This is a genomic window from Vibrio glycogenivorans (genome assembly GCF_051660965.1).
Classification (GTDB): domain Bacteria; phylum Pseudomonadota; class Gammaproteobacteria; order Enterobacterales; family Vibrionaceae; genus Vibrio.
On sequence record NZ_JBPVIS010000001.1, the window covers coordinates 205,961 to 221,390 of the forward strand.

Genomic DNA, 15,430 nt, shown 5'->3' on the forward strand with positions numbered 1-15,430 from the left:
TTTTTTCACACAGGCACTGGTATTTTGCATCGATAGCCCACGACTGCGTTTGGATTACTTATGAATTTGCCTTTGCAACGATGCCTGCTCATCGTGCTAATTGCCTGTTTGGTCCCTAGCGGTGTGTTGCATGTCGAACCGGCAACACCACAGTGGCCGATGTTTTGGCAACTGCGTGCAACCTTGGTCAACTATACCGGCGTGACGAGCATGCTGCTGATGTCGATGTGTATTATTTTATCAGTCAAGCACTGGCCGCTGGAGCGCTGGCTCGGAGGGCTTGACCAGCAATACCGCTTACACAAATACCTCGGCATTTGCGCTGTTTTTACTGCCCTCACCCATTGGCTTATTTACTTGAGTGACGACCTGATGATGACGCTTCAGCTTGTCGATCCCCGAGAACAAACCTACCCGTTTTGGAAGCTTATCGATGCTTTCGCCGAGCATGCCCAACTGATTGGTGAGTACGGCTTCTACCTCTCAGCTGGATTGGTGTTGATCGCATGGTCTAAACGATTTACTTATCGAGTGTTTCAATTAACCCATAGCCTGTTTCCCTATCTCTACCTGTTGCTGCTTATCCATATGCTGATGTTCTTTGAACAGAGCCTGTGGTTGAGCCTCTCAGGCGGATTGCTTTTCATCACCTGCACGCTTGCCGTTATTGGGGCTATCCTCACTTTGCTTGATGCCAATGGCAAGCCAAAACGCTTTGCTGCTAACCTCACCCAGATCACCCCAACCGCCTATGGTGTTGAGATTAAGCTCAGCGTGGATCAGCAGTTAGAAAACGGGTTTTGTCATCGTCCCGGCCAATTTGCTCTAGTCAGGTTCCATAGCCGCGAAAAGCCTCACCCATTTAGCCTTGCCTCGGACCACAGCCATGACAATTGTGTACGTCTCATGATCAAGGCAAATGGTGAATACACGCAATCTCTGGCCGACAAGCTCAAGCTGAGGCAAAGCGCGCAAATAGAAGGGCCGTATGGGGGTTTTAATTTTGCCGATCACAAGCCTCAACATATTTGGTTGGCAGCCGGGATTGGCATTGCCCCCTTTCTCAGTGCGATAGAGACAGTTGGGCTGGAAAAGTCGGTGGATTTGTTCTACTGCTATCGACACGCAGATCCAGAGCTGCTCAGCGAGCTACGCCACAGAGCCAAGCAATCTGGCATTCGTTTGCATCTAAACAATACCGCTGTTTTAGGGCATCTAGATTGCAATGAAGTTATCAGCTGCATCAACGATGTGACAAAATGCAGTGTGTGGTATTGCGGCCCAATACCATTGGGTAACAAGCTCAAGCGCGCAATGCTACGAGCAAAGCTCCCCAAGCACGCCTTTCATAAAGAGCTGTTTGATTTCAGGTGATGCGGGGTTCAAAAAAGGGCTGATTTGACTCAACCCTTTTACAAGCTTGTAGACTATCGCCTTTCAGCACCGCCTACCAAGCATACGTCTCAATCACATTCTTCTTCGCCATCGGATTGTGTTGGATGTGCTTGTTGATGTTGGCTAGAAACGGCTCTCTGGCCTCTGGCCAAACACCGCGCATGCTGGCGATATTATTGCCGTGATCGCCCCAATAGAAACACGGAAAGTCCTCCATGTTCTCCAGCAGGTACTTCTCTTCTTCCAAGATTTGCAGTGGGGTTGGCAGAATAAACTCGCCGTTTTCTACCTCGCGCTCAAGTTGACTACCTGGCTGTACTGCAAGCGCCATTGGCGCAATCGCATCGGGGCGCATAATGTTAAGCAAACTGGTGGTGTTAACCGCATGCTCTTTGGAGCGCTCACGACCTCCGAGACCAAAGATAAACGATGCTAGCACCTGGATATCTGCCTCGCGCGCCATCTCCATGCCTTTGATCGCATGCTCACGGGTCATGCCTTTTTTAATGCGCTCAAGCACGATTGGATCGCCTGACTCGAGACCTGAATATGCCGTGGTTAGACCGGCTGAACGGATCTCTTTCAACTCGGCAACGCTCTTGCGGCGGAAATCATTAAAGCCAGAGTACAAAGCTAAGTGTTTTAGTTCTGGAAAGGTCACTTTGATCTGGTCAAGGATCGCAATCAGCTTATCAGTGCGCATTGCCATCACGTTACCATCGATCAAAAAGATCGACTCGACTTTCGGGTAGATCATTCGAGCCTCGGCAATATCTTTGAAGATATCGTCCAGATCACGCACCTTAAACCGCTTATCGTCAAACATGGTACAGAACGTACACTGGTTGTTACTGCAGCCCAAAGTCGTTTGGATTAATACACTCTCGGCTTCCATCCAAGGACGATAAATTTTACCTTCGTAATGCATGTTTGGCTCCTCAGCTTGGTGCAACTTTCGACCGCTAAAGCTTAAACTCATCAGCCAATGTTTATAATGGGGCGATTTAATAAATCAGTTTTTCGTTTTTATGAACAATCGACCGTCATTAGTCATGACTAATGAAAACGCACTCGAGTAATCGAGGGACCTCGCGTTACTGTCGTTGTCGTCTAGACTAACAAGACTTTCACTAGCGATCGGGAGACAACATGAGACAAGGTTTGGTTTTGCTTGGGTGCGTATTGAGTATTGGCACTCTTCCAGCTCTTGCCAGTGAGGAGGCTGATCTTATCAGCGAACAGGAAGCGATTACCGCCGCCCTAGCTGAAGTAGGCGTCGAGGTATTAGGGATCCGTTTTGATCATCCTGACACGCAATGGGATGTGTTTATTCGCCTTAATGACACCGCCTATGAAATTGAAATCGACGCCGAAACAGGAGCAATAGTAGCTGCTGAGCAAGAGAGTTTGGCTGAGATACAGGCTGAGTTGTCTGGGGATCTGTCCCACGAGGGGGTTGAAGGTGACGTTGACCCTTAACACAAGCAATAGCGGCATATGTTTTGACCACAACGAGAGTTTCCCCTAGTGCGCCACTAGCAACGTCATAGAAATGGCCTCCCTAATAGACTAGAGAGGCCAAGAGAGGCTTTGATTTAAAACTCTTCAATAAGGCTGTTGTCGGTTTCTTCCCAAGTAGGTACTAGGTCGTGGGCAACACTGGTATTATCACCACCACCAGAAGTCATACCCCAGCTAACGACGCGACCATCGTTCGTAATCGCAGTAAATGCAGTGGTTGACGAGAATACTTCGATCACGCCGCCCTCAAGTTCACCAGCGACATCGCTGCTATTGCCACCATTCGAGCTGCTACCCCAAGTAACAAGGCTACCATCGTCTTTTAGCGCAGCAAACGCATTGTTGGTCGAGTAAACAGTAATCACTCCGCTCTTGAGTTGGTCAGCAACCGCGGTGCTATCACCACCGGTACCGCCCCAAGTGACAAGACTACCGTCCGCTTTCAATGCTGCGAATGCATTATTGTTTGAGAACACTTCAATGACATCACCGCTGAGTTGGCTCTGAACATCGTCGCTATCGCCACCGTTGTAAATACTACCCCAAGTGATCACGCTACCGTCTTCCTTAAGTGCTGCAAAAGCGTAGGTATTGGATATTACCGCCTTTACATCACTGGCAATCTCTTGTGCCACCTGGTCGCTATTGCCACCGCTAGTCGCATTGCCCCAAGTCACAACACTGCCATCTGTTTTTAGTGCAGCAAAAGCACTGTTGGTTGAGGAAACTGCGACAACATCACTGGTAAGCTGATCCGCGACACTTGAACTGTCCGAGCCATAACCAGTACCGCCCCAAGTAACTAGGCTACCGTCCTCTTTTAGTGCCGCAAATGCACGACTAGTGTTGAAAATATCAGTCACATTGCTATCTATATCCTCAGCAACCACGGTGCTGTCACCGCCGTAAATTCCGCCCCCCCAAGTGACGACACCGCCTTGCTCATTGATTGCCGCAAAAGCGCCACTGGTCGAGTAGACATTTGTCACACCTTCAGCAATCGCATCAGCAACCTCAGAGCTATCACCACCATTGTTAGCGTGCCCCCAAGTAACTAGACTGCCATCTGACTTGAGCGCTGCAAACGCCCAATCAGTTGAAAAAGCACCAACGATATCCGATCCAAGTTGTTCAGCCACATCTGTGCTATCACCACCATAGTTATAGACACCCCATGAGATCATACTGCCATCCGACTTGAGTGCTGCAAATGCACGCTCAGACGCATACACTTCTACGACATCACTCGCTAACTGGTTATCAACCTCAGTGGTGTCTGAGCCATAGTTACCCCAGGCCAGAGTATGACCATCTGACTTGATCATCGCAAAAGTACTAATGTTTGTCGTTGCGCTGAGGGCAACTGTAGGGGTGTTGACCACATAGGCTTCATCCGTCAGACCATCATTATGAGCAGTCACCTCAAGACGAACTGGCTTCCCATAAAGCTCTTTAGTTAAAACTAGTCCTACCTCGGTCGAGTGCTGCTTTTCACCGACTACCCATTGATAAGTCAGATTACTACAATCCTGACAATAGACATCACCGAGAAGCTCACTACCAACCTGATATTGTCCCTCAATGGCAATACCAGTAATACTTGGAGCAATGCCTGGCTCAGATTCTGAGGAGGAATTACATCCGGCAAGTAACGAAGAGCCAATAGCCATTGTGACTAATTTTATTTTCATTGTGTTGTTCCTTGTTTTTTGTTTCTTCAAGGTATAACGACACCAAAGACCCGTTAATTAATGTAATCTTAAACTGACGAATTAATAATAAAATTATAATTAGCGCAACGCTAAATGGAATGATGTCTTTTTAGACAAATACAATAACAAAGAACCTTCCCCATTCATAAAACGGAACACAACAACCAGCAAGCAACTGATATTATTACACATAATCGGCGTGCCATAACGCTCGCCTTCTCGAGTAGGTTTGATAACAATACCAACCGACTAACCATGATTTTATTTATTGATCATATCTAATCAGTTATCTCTAGTACGAAAATAATCATCGAAATATATTACAAATGTACTAGGACTATCGTCACGATAAATACCCATCTTAAAATAAGGGCCAGCGCAATCGTTGTAGCTGGTCGCGCCGCTATATTCTACTACTTGATTGTTATCGATATTTATCTCTAGAGAACCCGATGGCTCATGAGTCCAAGTCACTTTAATATCAAACTCGTACCAGCGATTTTTTTCTATCGGTGGACTCAGGTAGTACTGCTGGCGCACCATCCCCTGCTTATTATGCTGATTGACGGCAAGTGGGCTAGTTTGCCCGCGGATCAAGAAGCGGTTATCGCGCAATTCGATGCCAAGGTTAGGGCTGCGGCTGATCTCCCCGAGATGACGGTCAGGCGTCGCATGCCACTGCGCGATCAACGCGCGCACATCAGCAAACTGCCACTCATCAGGAATATAGACTCGAAATTGATAGCGCATTGGCGTGTCGAAAGGCGCTCGATACTGCTCATAGACCTCAGCGCGATGATACCAACCGCTACGGGTTTGATACTGCTCTCCTTCTCTCAACTCTATGCGTAACACTTGGTTATTGCTATCAATTGGGTCAGTAATGATGGTTGCTGAATGCACATGACCGAACTGCTTGCCCCACCCAGCGAGTGTCTCCAGATCACTTGAGCGTTGATGCTCGTCTGCTGAGACTACTTTTGACGGGGGGCAAGTGAGTGGTAGATCTGCTGCGGTTTGGCAGCCGCTCATTACAGCGCTGCCCATTAAGAAAGATAGCCACACATGGCCTTTCTGCACTTTAAGAAATTTCACAACTGCATAGCCCATCTGGATATTGTCTCATAACGACTAAACGACGCATTATACAACAGATAGTTATGTTTCTGCTTTTTCAGCAGTCGGTCGCCAAGACGCCGCAAACGACTTCGACGAGAGCACTATAGCTTAATCGCCAACTCAACCCCCTGCTTTATCGCTCGAACAGCATCAAGCTCGCCAGCGACATCAGCACCACCGATGACATGTACGCGCTCGCTTAGCTCTTGCCAACGCGCCTCAAAGGGCCGCACCGATTCTTGGCCAGCACACACCACCACCATGTCCGCATCCAGTAGCTTCTGCTCTCCACCCAACATAATATGCAGTCCGTGTTGGTCGAGCTTTTCATAGCTAACGCCACCGATAAGGTTGACACCGCGCTGCTCAAGTGTTCGCCGATGTATCCAGCCCGTGGTTTTACCCGGTCCCTTACCCACTCTGCCCTTGCGTCGTTGCAGTAGCCAAACCGTTTTGTCACAGATCGGCTCTGGAAACGGATAGATCCCTCCCGGCTGCTCCATCTGACGGTCAATCCCCCACTCCTGCAGCCAATCATCGAGGCTTTGGCTAGGCGGCTCGGTCAGCATACTGGCAACATCGACACCAATCCCACCCGCGCCAATGATGGCGATCTTATCGCCCTTATAGGTTTTCTCTCTAATCAGAGTTTGGTAATCAACCACTTTATCCGAGCCCTCTAGGCCATTAAAGGCAATCTTACGAGGTTGGACACCCGTGGCAAATACCACCTCATCGTACTTTTTGAGCTGTTCAAAATCCGCTTCAGTATCAAGGAGCAGATTAACGCCCGTCTGCTCGATACGATTAGCAAAGTATCGGATTGTCTCACGAAACTCCTCTTTACCTGGGATCTGCATCGCTAGGCGAAATTGACCACCAATCCGGTCACTGCGCTCGATAAGGTCAACAACATGCCCCCGCTCGGCCAAAGTCGTGGCGCAAGCAAGACCCGCGGGGCCCGCTCCCACGACAGCAATGGTTTTTTTCTCAGTGACTGGCTCAACCTTGAGCTCAGACTCGCGGCAGGCCAGTGGATTGACTAAGCAACTGGCCGCCTTGCCGACAAATACATTATCCAAACAGGCTTGATTACAACCGATGCAGGTGTTGATCAGGTGGCTTTGATTCTGCTCAGCTTTCGCGACGAAATAAGGGTCAGCTAAGAAGGGTCTAGCCATTGACACCATATCCGCCTGACCTGAGGCTAAGATCCGCTCCGCTTCATCCGGTGTGTTGATCCGATTACAGGTGACAATGGGTATCGAGACATAGGGCTTTACCTTTTCCGTCACCCAGGTAAACGCGCCCCGTGGTACTTGGGTGGCAATGGTCGGGATCCGGGCCTCGTGCCAACCAATCCCGGTATTCAAAATGGTCACGCCAACCTTTTCTAACTCTTGTGCTAACTCAACAACGTCATCAAACGTGCTGCCTTGCTCGACTAAGTCGAGCATCGATAAGCGAAAGATAATAATGAACTCGTCACCTACCGCGCGCCGAATTGCTTTGACGATTTCCAATGGCAAGCGCATGCGCTTTTGATAACTGCCACCCCACTCGTCATAACGCATGTTGGTCCGCTTACACAGAAACTGATTAATCAAGTAGCCCTCTGAGCCCATAATTTCTATGCCATCATAATCTGCCAACTTGGCGAGTGCTGCGCTATTGGCAAAGTCATCGATTGTGGCGCGGATTTGCCGTGGGCTCATTTCACTTGGGGCAAAACGGGCGATTGGCGCTTTGATCGCTGAGGCACTTTGAGCAAAGGGATGCATCGCATAGCGCCCAGCATGGAGTAGCTGCAGAGCAATCTTGCCTTGGTGACGGTGCACCGCCTCTGTGATGACCTTATGTGCCGCCGCGTGTTTTGGCTTGCTAAATTCCGCGCTCAACGGATGCAGGCGTCCACGCAGATTGGGCGAAAATCCTCCAGTCACAATCAAGCCCACTCCCCCCTTTACCCGCTCTTCGTAAAAGGCAGCGAGCTTTTCGAGCCCCTGTTTGTGCTCTTCAAGTCCGGTATGCATTGAGCCCATCAAGACTCGATTACGTAATTGAGTAAAACCAAGGTCTAATGGCTGGAGTAGATTGGGATACATGACTTACCTCGCTCGTAACCTAGTAATGATGTTCACCCGATCAAAGGAAGACTTGATGGGTCAATTTATTATTGTGGTCTGACCAGAATAGGCGGTGAAGATCTGAATATCAAACATCTATTTACAACTATGCAACATGCATCAAGGTTCATTTTTGGACTAAAGTTGTTAGAAAGCATAGGTTAACGTAGGATTAGGGCTGCTCTCCCTGTACTCACAGGATGCGAACCTAACTGTGGAGAAACAATGAAAACTTTGTTCAAGTTCATCGGCAAAATACTTAGAGGCTTGTGGAAGACCATCACCTTTATTCGGGTGGCGATTTTAAACCTATTCTTCCTCGCGGTGATTGCTGTCGTCTTTTTTACCTTTCAACAGGCAGATCAGGTCACCGCAACGCCGACGGTCGAGCAACCGTCTGCTTTGATTATGAACCTGTCCGGCCCGATTGTTGAAAGTCGCTCTTACATCAATCCGATGGATTCGATCACTGGGTCGTTTTTTGGCGCAGACATGCCAAGAGAAAACGTTCTTTTTGATATCGTTGATACCATTCGTCACGCTCAAGAAGATGACCAGATCACTGGCATCGTCCTGGCATTGCAGGAAATGCCAGAAACCAACCTAACTAAGCTGCGCTACATCGCCAAAGCGCTGGCTGAGTTCAGCGCCTCGGGTAAGCCGATCTACGCGGTTGGCAGCATCTATAACCAGAGTCAATACTATCTAGCCAGTTATGCCGATAAGGTGTTTCTTGCGCCGGATGGCGGCGTTATGCTCAAAGGGTACAGTGCGTACAACCTGTACTACAAGGAACTGCTTGAAAAACTTGATGTAAATACTCATGTATTTCGCGTTGGTACCTACAAGTCTGCGATTGAGCCTTTTATCCGCGACGACATGTCTGATGAAGCCAAAGAGTCTGCGGCTCGTTGGCTAAGTCAAATGTGGGGTGCCTACGTTGAAGATGTTGCGACCAATCGCGACATCGAACCACAAAGCCTGACACCATCAATGGAACAGCTCCTAGAAATGATGCGTGAAGTGGATGGTGACATGGCTACGCTGGCGCTTAATATGGGGTTGGTTGATGAACTAGCCACCCGTCAGCAAATTCGTCAGCAGATGGCAGACGTGTTTGGTGCCAAAGGCAATGACAGTTATAACGCGATCAGCTACTACGAGTATCAAACTACCTTGTTTGATACCTTCTCTACCGCTGCGGACGATATCGCCGTAGTGGTGGTCAGCGGCGCGATTATGGATGGTCGCCAACAACGTAATCGTGTTGGTGGTGACACTACTGCTGCCTTGCTACGCCAAGCCAGAAACACGGAATCCGTCAAAGCGGTGGTGCTTCGAGTTGATAGTCCTGGAGGCAGCGCATTTGCCTCAGAGGTGATCCGCAATGAAATCCTTGCTCTGCGCGAAGCTGGAAAGCCTGTAGTGGTCTCAATGTCCAGCTTAGCTGCCTCTGGTGGCTACTGGGTCGGCATGAATGCCGATAAGATTCTCGCCCAGCCGACAACATTAACTGGCTCGATTGGGGTGTTTAGCGTGATCACTACCTTCGAGGATGGTCTGAATAATCTTGGCATCAGCACCGATGGTGTTGGTACCTCACCATTTTCAGGCGTTGGTATCACTACCGGGCTTAGCGATGGTGCGTCACAAGCCATTCAGCTTGGTGTCGAGCACACCTACAATCGCTTTACTAACCTCGTCAGTGAAGGACGTGGGATAGAGTCAAGCAAAATGGACAGCATTGCCGAAGGTCGTGTGTGGACAGGCTATGATGCAATGCAGCTCGGCCTGGTCGACCAAATGGGTGATTTTGATGATGCCATTGCCAGCGCAGCACAATTGGCCGAGCTCGACGATTACAACATCGATTGGGTACGTAAACCATTACCGCCACTACAAGAGTTTTTGCAGGAAATGTTTAACCAAGTCTCGCTTGGTGTGTTAGACAGCCTTGGTGTCCAACTCCCTAGCGCACTGAGCCCAATCACTGAGCAGGTAGCAAGCGACGTGAGTCTGCTCAACAGCATGAATGACCCTAAAGGACACTATGCGTTGTGTCTGAATTGTAACCTGCTTTAACCTCTCCAAGCCCTCCTCTACAGCTCGAAGGAGGGATAGCGGAGTTTGACCTAGACTAATAGGACGCGAGTTATATAATTAGCGTCCTTTTTTCTCTCTCAAAACCAAAGCAGCCTTATGACAAGAAAGCACATCTACATCGCCTACACTGGCGGCACCATCGGCATGCAAAAGTCCGAACAAGGCTATATCCCCGTTGCGGGCTTTATGGAACAACAACTGGCGAGTATGCCTGAGTTTCATCGCCCTGAGATGCCGGAATACACCATTCACGAGTATGACCCACTGATCGACTCCTCAGATATGTCGCCAAAAGACTGGCAGCAGATCGCGGATGATATTCGTGATAACTACGACAACTACGATGGCTTTGTCATTCTCCATGGCACAGACACCATGGCCTATACCGCTTCGGCCCTGTCTTTCATGCTGGAAAACCTTGGCAAACCTGTGATTGTCACTGGCTCACAGATCCCGCTAGCCGAGCTGCGTTCAGATGGCCAGGCCAACCTGCTTAACGCCCTGCATATTGCTGCCAACTACCCAATCAATGAAGTCACGCTGTTTTTTAACAACCAGCTAATGCGTGGCAACCGCAGTACCAAGTCACACGCAGACGGCTTTAATGCCTTTACCTCACCCAATTTGCCTGCACTGCTTGAGGCGGGGATCAGCATTAAAGTCAGCAATGGTGTCGAGGTTGCGCAAAAGCCTCAGGGTGATTTTTTCGTTCACAATATTACCCCGCAGCCTATCGGTGTAATCACCATGTACCCTGGGATATCACACGAGGTTATCCGCAATACCTTAAGACAGCCCGTCAATGCAATGATCTTACTGACCTTCGGTGTCGGTAATGCGCCGCAAAACCCAGAGTTGCTCGGTCACTTGAAAGAAGCCTCTGAACGCGGTGTCATCGTGGTCAATTTAACCCAATGCCTAGCAGGTAAAGTCAATATGGGTGGCTACGCAACCGGGTGCGCCCTTGCCGACGCTGGTGTGATCAGCGGTTATGATATGACACCAGAAGCCGCACTGGCTAAACTGCACTTCTTACTCAGTCAAGATTTGAGCTACGACGAGGTTAAGCAGCAGATGCAATTAGTGCTGCGCGGTGAAATGAGTTTATAGCCAGTATAAAGCCATGTGCAACAGCCAAGATTTGTGGCAGAGACACTAAAAATTTGCAAAAAAAGGTAGCCAATGTGGCTACCTTTTTCTTACTATCGCTGAAGTAAAAAGCTAGTCCTTGGCAGCTTTGTCTGCACTGGATATCTCGAATCTGGCGATCTCTTGCTCCGTTCGAGTAAATTGATGCTTAAGCTCGACTTTGCTTTTGAGGTGCAACTCGCCCCCCGCCGCAATGGTCATGTGTTGCGCGTCCAAATTGTGCTTGGATTGATAGAGCATCACCGCCTGCATGCACTGATCTCGTTGCTCAGTCGTCAGTGGTTGCCCCTCGGGCCAACGACCGGTCTCAATGGCATAGGTTAAGCGTTGATAGACTTGTGGGGTGATCGCTTCAAGAAGTTGATTGACATCCATGTTGATAATCCTTTTTACCCGCATCTAGCCACAGGGCGACATGCTTGAAAAACAAAAAGCCAGGGTTAGTAGCGAAACAATAACTCGCTGATTAACGTAGTCAATATAAATACAGATAATCAGTGGATTTGATCACGCGCATGAAAATTCAGTTGTTAAGACCCAGCATTCTCATTGCCTGCACTGCCCTGCTATCGGGGTGCTTCGAGCAGTTAACCGAAACAGAACAGCTGTGTCGGGATAACCCAGAGCTTGAGTGTCAGCAGCTCAACATCGATGACAGCCAATGTCATGCGCCACGCTATAGACTGCTGGCTTATCGTGCCGAAACACCCGCCCCTCGCACCGATATTCAACAAATTCGTGAGTACGAACTGGTGAGCGATTTTAGAAGCTGTCTCGAGCTTGCCGCGCAGATCGAGCCCATTGACAGACGCGATCGAAAAACCGCTCGATTTGAAACCATGATGTCGATGCGTCAAGAGCAAAAGCGTCTCATTGCCAATATCAAGGATACGCAGTCTGCCCACGCACTGTACTTTGCTTGGATCTATCTTGGTGAAGAATCGGCGCGACGTCAGTTCCTACGCCTTGAAGGTGAGCCTGAGCTTGATACTGCCGAGCTGCAGTACGCACTGGCCACTTTCTACACCACTCGCGACCCGGCCAAAGCTGAGCAAATGCTGCACCGTGCCATTGAGCTCTCTATGGAGACGCCTGTCAACCGTGACATCTTTACCACCCTGAGCACGCTCTATTACCGTACTAATCAAATCGAACTCGCCTATTTGTGGTCGATGGTGGCAAAGCACTTCGGTGTAGCGATCGCGTCCGAGCGTGAATTGGAATTTCTCTATCAAAATGTCACGCCACAACAGAAACGACAGTTAGACCAGCAGAGTTTGAGCATTGTGGCTGAGATTAACTCGCAGCGATACCGCAATCGCAGTATCGCTGACTGATTATAACGCTCCTGCACGTTAGGCAATAAGCGGTGAGCTGCGCTGGAAGCGAAGCCTAAGAGTGAATTTTGACCACCCCGCTGAGCTGTCGAGTTCCGCTCATATGAAACTTTAGTTTCAATTAGCTTTCAGTTTTGGAAAAAACTAACGAAACCGAATTTACACAGAAGCGCTCGCCCGTGGTGGGAGGCCCATCGGGAAAAACATGGCCCAAATGGCTATCACAGCGCGCACATCGTATCTCGATTCGCTGCATTCCATGACTGTGATCACTCAAGTATCGTATCGCGTCTGGCTCAATTGGCGCGTCGAAACTTGGCCACCCACACCCAGAATCAAATTTGTTTTTTGATTCAAATAAGGCGGCGCTGCAGCAAGTACAATGATACACGCCTGACTCTCGGTTATGCAGCAGCACCCCAGAAAACGGGGCCTCAGTCCCCTGCTGGCGACAAACTCGAAATTCCTCGTCCGTTAGCTGCTCACGCCACTGCTCGTCTGACTTCTCGATCTTTTCCATTACGATTTTCCATGCCCTTTTGTATTATTATTTACCAGGCCTATGGCCTTGGGATCACTGACTCAACTTTTTCATTGTGCACTTGCGAAATCGCCGCGCTGTAGCACATACTTAACACCTTAAAGAGGATGATACTAAGCCCAACTGGCAAACTGTCACTGTAGTATTTTAAGCAAACACTTGGTGAAATGAACCCGTGGCACGGATAAAAATCGACCATTTAGGTTAAATTGTGCAAGAAAAGAAGAAAAATTTTTGACATGACGCAACTTAGCGCCGATTATCTGTTGCAGAATTTCAATTGGTTTTGTAATTTTACTACCAGTTATCTTTCATCAAGAAATATAAAGTTGTGGAGCAACTAAAAATGACTATCAAAGTAGGTATTAACGGTTTTGGCCGTATCGGTCGTTTCGTATTCCGTGCATCTGTAGAGCGCGCTGACATCGAAGTAGTAGGTATCAACGACCTAATCGACGTAGATTACATGGCATACATGCTGAAGTACGACTCAACTCACGGTCGTTTCAACGGTACTGTAGAAGTTAAAGACGGCAACCTAATCGTTAACGGTAAGACTGTACGTGTTACTGCTGAGCGTAACCCAGCGGACCTTAAGTGGGACGAAATCGGTGTTGACGTAGTAGCTGAAGCAACTGGTATCTTCCTAACTGACGAAACTGCACGTCAGCACATCACTGCTGGTGCTAAGAAAGTTGTTCTTACTGGTCCTTCAAAAGACGCAACTCCAATGTTCGTTAACGGCGTAAACTTCGACACTTACGCAGGCCAAGACATCGTTTCTAACGCTTCTTGTACTACTAACTGTCTAGCGCCTATCGCTAAAGTTCTTAACGACAAGTTCGGTATCGAATCTGGTCTTATGACTACAGTTCACGCAACTACTGCGACTCAAAAAACTGTAGACGGTCCTTCTGCTAAAGACTGGCGCGGTGGCCGTGGTGCTTCTCAGAACATCATCCCTTCTTCAACTGGTGCTGCTAAAGCTGTAGGCGTTGTACTTCCAGAAGTAAACGGTCTTCTAACTGGTATGGCTTTCCGCGTACCAACTGCTAACGTTTCTGTAGTTGACCTAACAGTTAACCTTAAGAACGGCGCAACTTACGAAGAAATCTGTGCAGCTATGAAAGAAGCTTCTGAAGGCGAAATGGCTGGCGTTCTTGGTTACACTGAAGACCAAGTTGTTTCTCAAGACTTCATCGGTGAAGTTTGCACTTCAGTATTCGATGCTAAAGCTGGTATCGCACTTAACGACAAGTTCGTTAAAGTTGTATCTTGGTACGACAACGAAATCGGTTACTCAAACAAAGTTCTAGACCTAATCGCTCACATCTCTAAGTAATTAGAGCAGCGTTTAGCTACGACTTGTCTTTGAGACATGATTATTAAAAAAGGCGACTCTCGAGTCGCCTTTTTGCTATCTGCGATTTGGCCATGGCCAAATCATGCTGTCAAAGGAAACGACTCATGGACTACTCTACCCTCCCTACCGTCAGCGCATTGTCTGACTGCGTTTCAATCGCTCAACTCGACCAAATCAAGGTCATTCGTGTCGACCACCCACATGCCAGCGCGGCCATCTCACTTTTCGGTGGGCACGTGCTTTCCTATGCTCCTCAAGGTGCTGAAGATCTGATCTGGATGAGCGAGCAAGCAAAATTCGATGGCCAAACTGCTATTCGTGGCGGGATCCCTATTTGTTGGCCCTGGTTTGGCCGCATTCATGCTCCAGCACACGGCTTTGCCCGCAATAGCCAATGGGAGCTAATCGAACACCGCGAAAATGACCATGGCGTGATGATTGAACTCGCGCTGTTTGCCAGTGAGGCGACGCACGACATCTGGCCGCACCTATTCGATGCGCGGCTGCTGATCGAGGTAGGCAAGCAGCTTACGGTGACGCTCAAGGTGATGAATATTGATGATACGCCGTGGCGTTTTTCTGGTGCACTGCACAGCTACCTCAATGTTGGCGATATTCATCAAGCCCACACTCAAGGCCTGGGGAATCAATACATTGATAGCCTGGCTGACAATCAGGTTTGTTCATCGGATGGCACGCTCAAGCTTATCGGCAGTGTCGATCGCGTTTATACTCAGCCTGAGGCCGTGATCAAGATTGAAGACTCCGAGCTTAAGCGCACTCTCCTTATCGAAAACCAAGGACACAACAGTGCGGTTGTCTGGAACCCTTGGTCTGAGGGTGCCCAAGCCATGGCGGATATGCAAGACAATGGCTTTGAGACCATGCTGTGTGTTGAGTCCACGGTGCACGCAAACAGCCTCGATGCAGGAACCGAGCTCAAGCCTGGTGAATCACATACGCTTGTCACCCGCCTATCAGTGTAACCCTCGCCTTTGATAGTCTGTCGTCTACACCGACTGTTCATTAGGCGGATAATAACAAGGGGCAGGCAGTACTTTAGC

At 48.9% G+C, this 15,430-nt stretch carries 13 protein-coding genes; 7 read left to right on the top strand and 6 right to left on the bottom strand.

The genetic code is table 11. From position 1 onward, the window contains the following. Nucleotides 1-60: 60 nt before the first annotated feature. Nucleotides 61-1,374, top strand: a complete 1,314-nt coding sequence (locus tag ACSTTG_RS00925; RefSeq protein WP_438473533.1) for a ferredoxin reductase family protein — start codon at nucleotides 61-63, stop codon at nucleotides 1,372-1,374. A 73-nt stretch (nucleotides 1,375-1,447) separates the two neighbouring features. Here the strand turns inward: ACSTTG_RS00925 and ACSTTG_RS00930 are convergent, their stop codons facing one another. Then, nucleotides 1,448-2,323: a radical SAM protein gene (locus ACSTTG_RS00930; protein ID WP_438459982.1), complete on the bottom strand. Its 876-nt coding sequence runs from the start codon at nucleotides 2,321-2,323 to the stop codon at nucleotides 1,448-1,450. Between the two features lie 221 nt (nucleotides 2,324-2,544). On the opposite strand from ACSTTG_RS00930, the gene ACSTTG_RS00935 reads away from it, so the two are divergent. After that, nucleotides 2,545-2,874 carry a PepSY domain-containing protein gene (locus tag ACSTTG_RS00935; RefSeq protein WP_438459981.1) on the top strand — a complete coding sequence of 110 codons (330 nt, stop codon included), beginning with the start codon at nucleotides 2,545-2,547 and terminating at the stop codon, nucleotides 2,872-2,874. 116 nt (nucleotides 2,875-2,990) lie between these two features. Here ACSTTG_RS00935 and ACSTTG_RS00940 read toward each other — a convergent pair whose 3' ends face one another. From ACSTTG_RS00940 to ACSTTG_RS00950, 3 genes are all read right to left on the bottom strand, one after another. Next, on the bottom strand, nucleotides 2,991-4,607 hold the full coding sequence (locus ACSTTG_RS00940; protein ID WP_438473534.1) for an RCC1 domain-containing protein: 1,617 nt from the start codon (nucleotides 4,605-4,607) through the stop codon (nucleotides 2,991-2,993). A gap of 303 nt (nucleotides 4,608-4,910) precedes the next feature. Then, nucleotides 4,911-5,723, bottom strand: a complete 813-nt coding sequence (locus tag ACSTTG_RS00945) for a polysaccharide lyase family 20 protein (protein ID WP_438473535.1) — start codon at nucleotides 5,721-5,723, stop codon at nucleotides 4,911-4,913. 125 nt (nucleotides 5,724-5,848) lie between these two features. Then, nucleotides 5,849-7,852 (bottom strand): oxidoreductase, encoded by a 2,004-nt coding sequence (locus ACSTTG_RS00950; RefSeq protein WP_438473536.1) that lies wholly within the window; start codon nucleotides 7,850-7,852, stop codon nucleotides 5,849-5,851. A gap of 246 nt (nucleotides 7,853-8,098) precedes the next feature. Here ACSTTG_RS00950 and sppA point away from each other — a divergent pair, with 246 nt between their 5' ends. Both sppA and ansA read left to right on the top strand, forming a co-directional pair. Further along, nucleotides 8,099-9,955, top strand: a complete 1,857-nt coding sequence (gene sppA / locus ACSTTG_RS00955) for a signal peptide peptidase SppA (RefSeq protein WP_438473538.1) — start codon at nucleotides 8,099-8,101, stop codon at nucleotides 9,953-9,955. 117 nt (nucleotides 9,956-10,072) lie between these two features. Beyond that, entirely contained in the window at nucleotides 10,073-11,086 is a 1,014-nt protein-coding gene (ansA, locus tag ACSTTG_RS00960; RefSeq protein WP_438459976.1) for an asparaginase, read from the top strand. A gap of 111 nt (nucleotides 11,087-11,197) precedes the next feature. Here the strand turns inward: ansA and ACSTTG_RS00965 are convergent, their stop codons facing one another. Then, nucleotides 11,198-11,500 (bottom strand): YeaC family protein, encoded by a 303-nt coding sequence (locus tag ACSTTG_RS00965; RefSeq protein ID WP_438473539.1) that lies wholly within the window; start codon nucleotides 11,498-11,500, stop codon nucleotides 11,198-11,200. 140 nt (nucleotides 11,501-11,640) lie between these two features. Here ACSTTG_RS00965 and ACSTTG_RS00970 point away from each other — a divergent pair, with 140 nt between their 5' ends. Further along, a complete protein-coding gene (locus ACSTTG_RS00970) occupies nucleotides 11,641-12,462 on the top strand; it encodes a DUF2989 domain-containing protein (protein ID WP_438473540.1) in 822 nt (273 codons plus the stop codon). Between the two features lie 121 nt (nucleotides 12,463-12,583). Here ACSTTG_RS00970 and msrB read toward each other — a convergent pair whose 3' ends face one another. Beyond that, on the bottom strand, nucleotides 12,584-12,982 hold the full coding sequence (msrB, locus tag ACSTTG_RS00975) for a peptide-methionine (R)-S-oxide reductase MsrB (protein WP_438473541.1): 399 nt from the start codon (nucleotides 12,980-12,982) through the stop codon (nucleotides 12,584-12,586). Between the two features lie 367 nt (nucleotides 12,983-13,349). Here msrB and gapA point away from each other — a divergent pair, with 367 nt between their 5' ends. Both gapA and ACSTTG_RS00985 read left to right on the top strand, forming a co-directional pair. Continuing rightward, nucleotides 13,350-14,345 carry a glyceraldehyde-3-phosphate dehydrogenase gene (gene gapA / locus ACSTTG_RS00980; RefSeq protein ID WP_438459972.1) on the top strand — a complete coding sequence of 332 codons (996 nt, stop codon included), beginning with the start codon at nucleotides 13,350-13,352 and terminating at the stop codon, nucleotides 14,343-14,345. A gap of 125 nt (nucleotides 14,346-14,470) precedes the next feature. After that, a complete protein-coding gene (locus tag ACSTTG_RS00985; RefSeq protein WP_438459971.1) occupies nucleotides 14,471-15,352 on the top strand; it encodes a D-hexose-6-phosphate mutarotase in 882 nt (293 codons plus the stop codon). Nucleotides 15,353-15,430: the final 78 nt, after the last annotated feature.

Coding starts and splice junctions, on each gene's coding strand:
- ansA (WP_438459976.1), top strand. CDS start 10,073: ATGACAAGAAAGCACATCTACATCGCCTACACTGGCGGCACCATCGGC.
- ACSTTG_RS00950 (WP_438473536.1), bottom strand. CDS start 7,852: ATGTATCCCAATCTACTCCAGCCATTAGACCTTGGTTTTACTCAATTA.
- ACSTTG_RS00985 (WP_438459971.1), top strand. CDS start 14,471: ATGGACTACTCTACCCTCCCTACCGTCAGCGCATTGTCTGACTGCGTT.
- ACSTTG_RS00965 (WP_438473539.1), bottom strand. CDS start 11,500: ATGGATGTCAATCAACTTCTTGAAGCGATCACCCCACAAGTCTATCAA.
- ACSTTG_RS00925 (WP_438473533.1), top strand. CDS start 61: ATGAATTTGCCTTTGCAACGATGCCTGCTCATCGTGCTAATTGCCTGT.
- ACSTTG_RS00935 (WP_438459981.1), top strand. CDS start 2,545: ATGAGACAAGGTTTGGTTTTGCTTGGGTGCGTATTGAGTATTGGCACT.
- gapA (WP_438459972.1), top strand. CDS start 13,350: ATGACTATCAAAGTAGGTATTAACGGTTTTGGCCGTATCGGTCGTTTC.
- sppA (WP_438473538.1), top strand. CDS start 8,099: ATGAAAACTTTGTTCAAGTTCATCGGCAAAATACTTAGAGGCTTGTGG.
- ACSTTG_RS00970 (WP_438473540.1), top strand. CDS start 11,641: ATGAAAATTCAGTTGTTAAGACCCAGCATTCTCATTGCCTGCACTGCC.
- ACSTTG_RS00940 (WP_438473534.1), bottom strand. CDS start 4,607: ATGAAAATAAAATTAGTCACAATGGCTATTGGCTCTTCGTTACTTGCC.
- ACSTTG_RS00930 (WP_438459982.1), bottom strand. CDS start 2,323: ATGCATTACGAAGGTAAAATTTATCGTCCTTGGATGGAAGCCGAGAGT.
- msrB (WP_438473541.1), bottom strand. CDS start 12,982: ATGGAAAAGATCGAGAAGTCAGACGAGCAGTGGCGTGAGCAGCTAACG.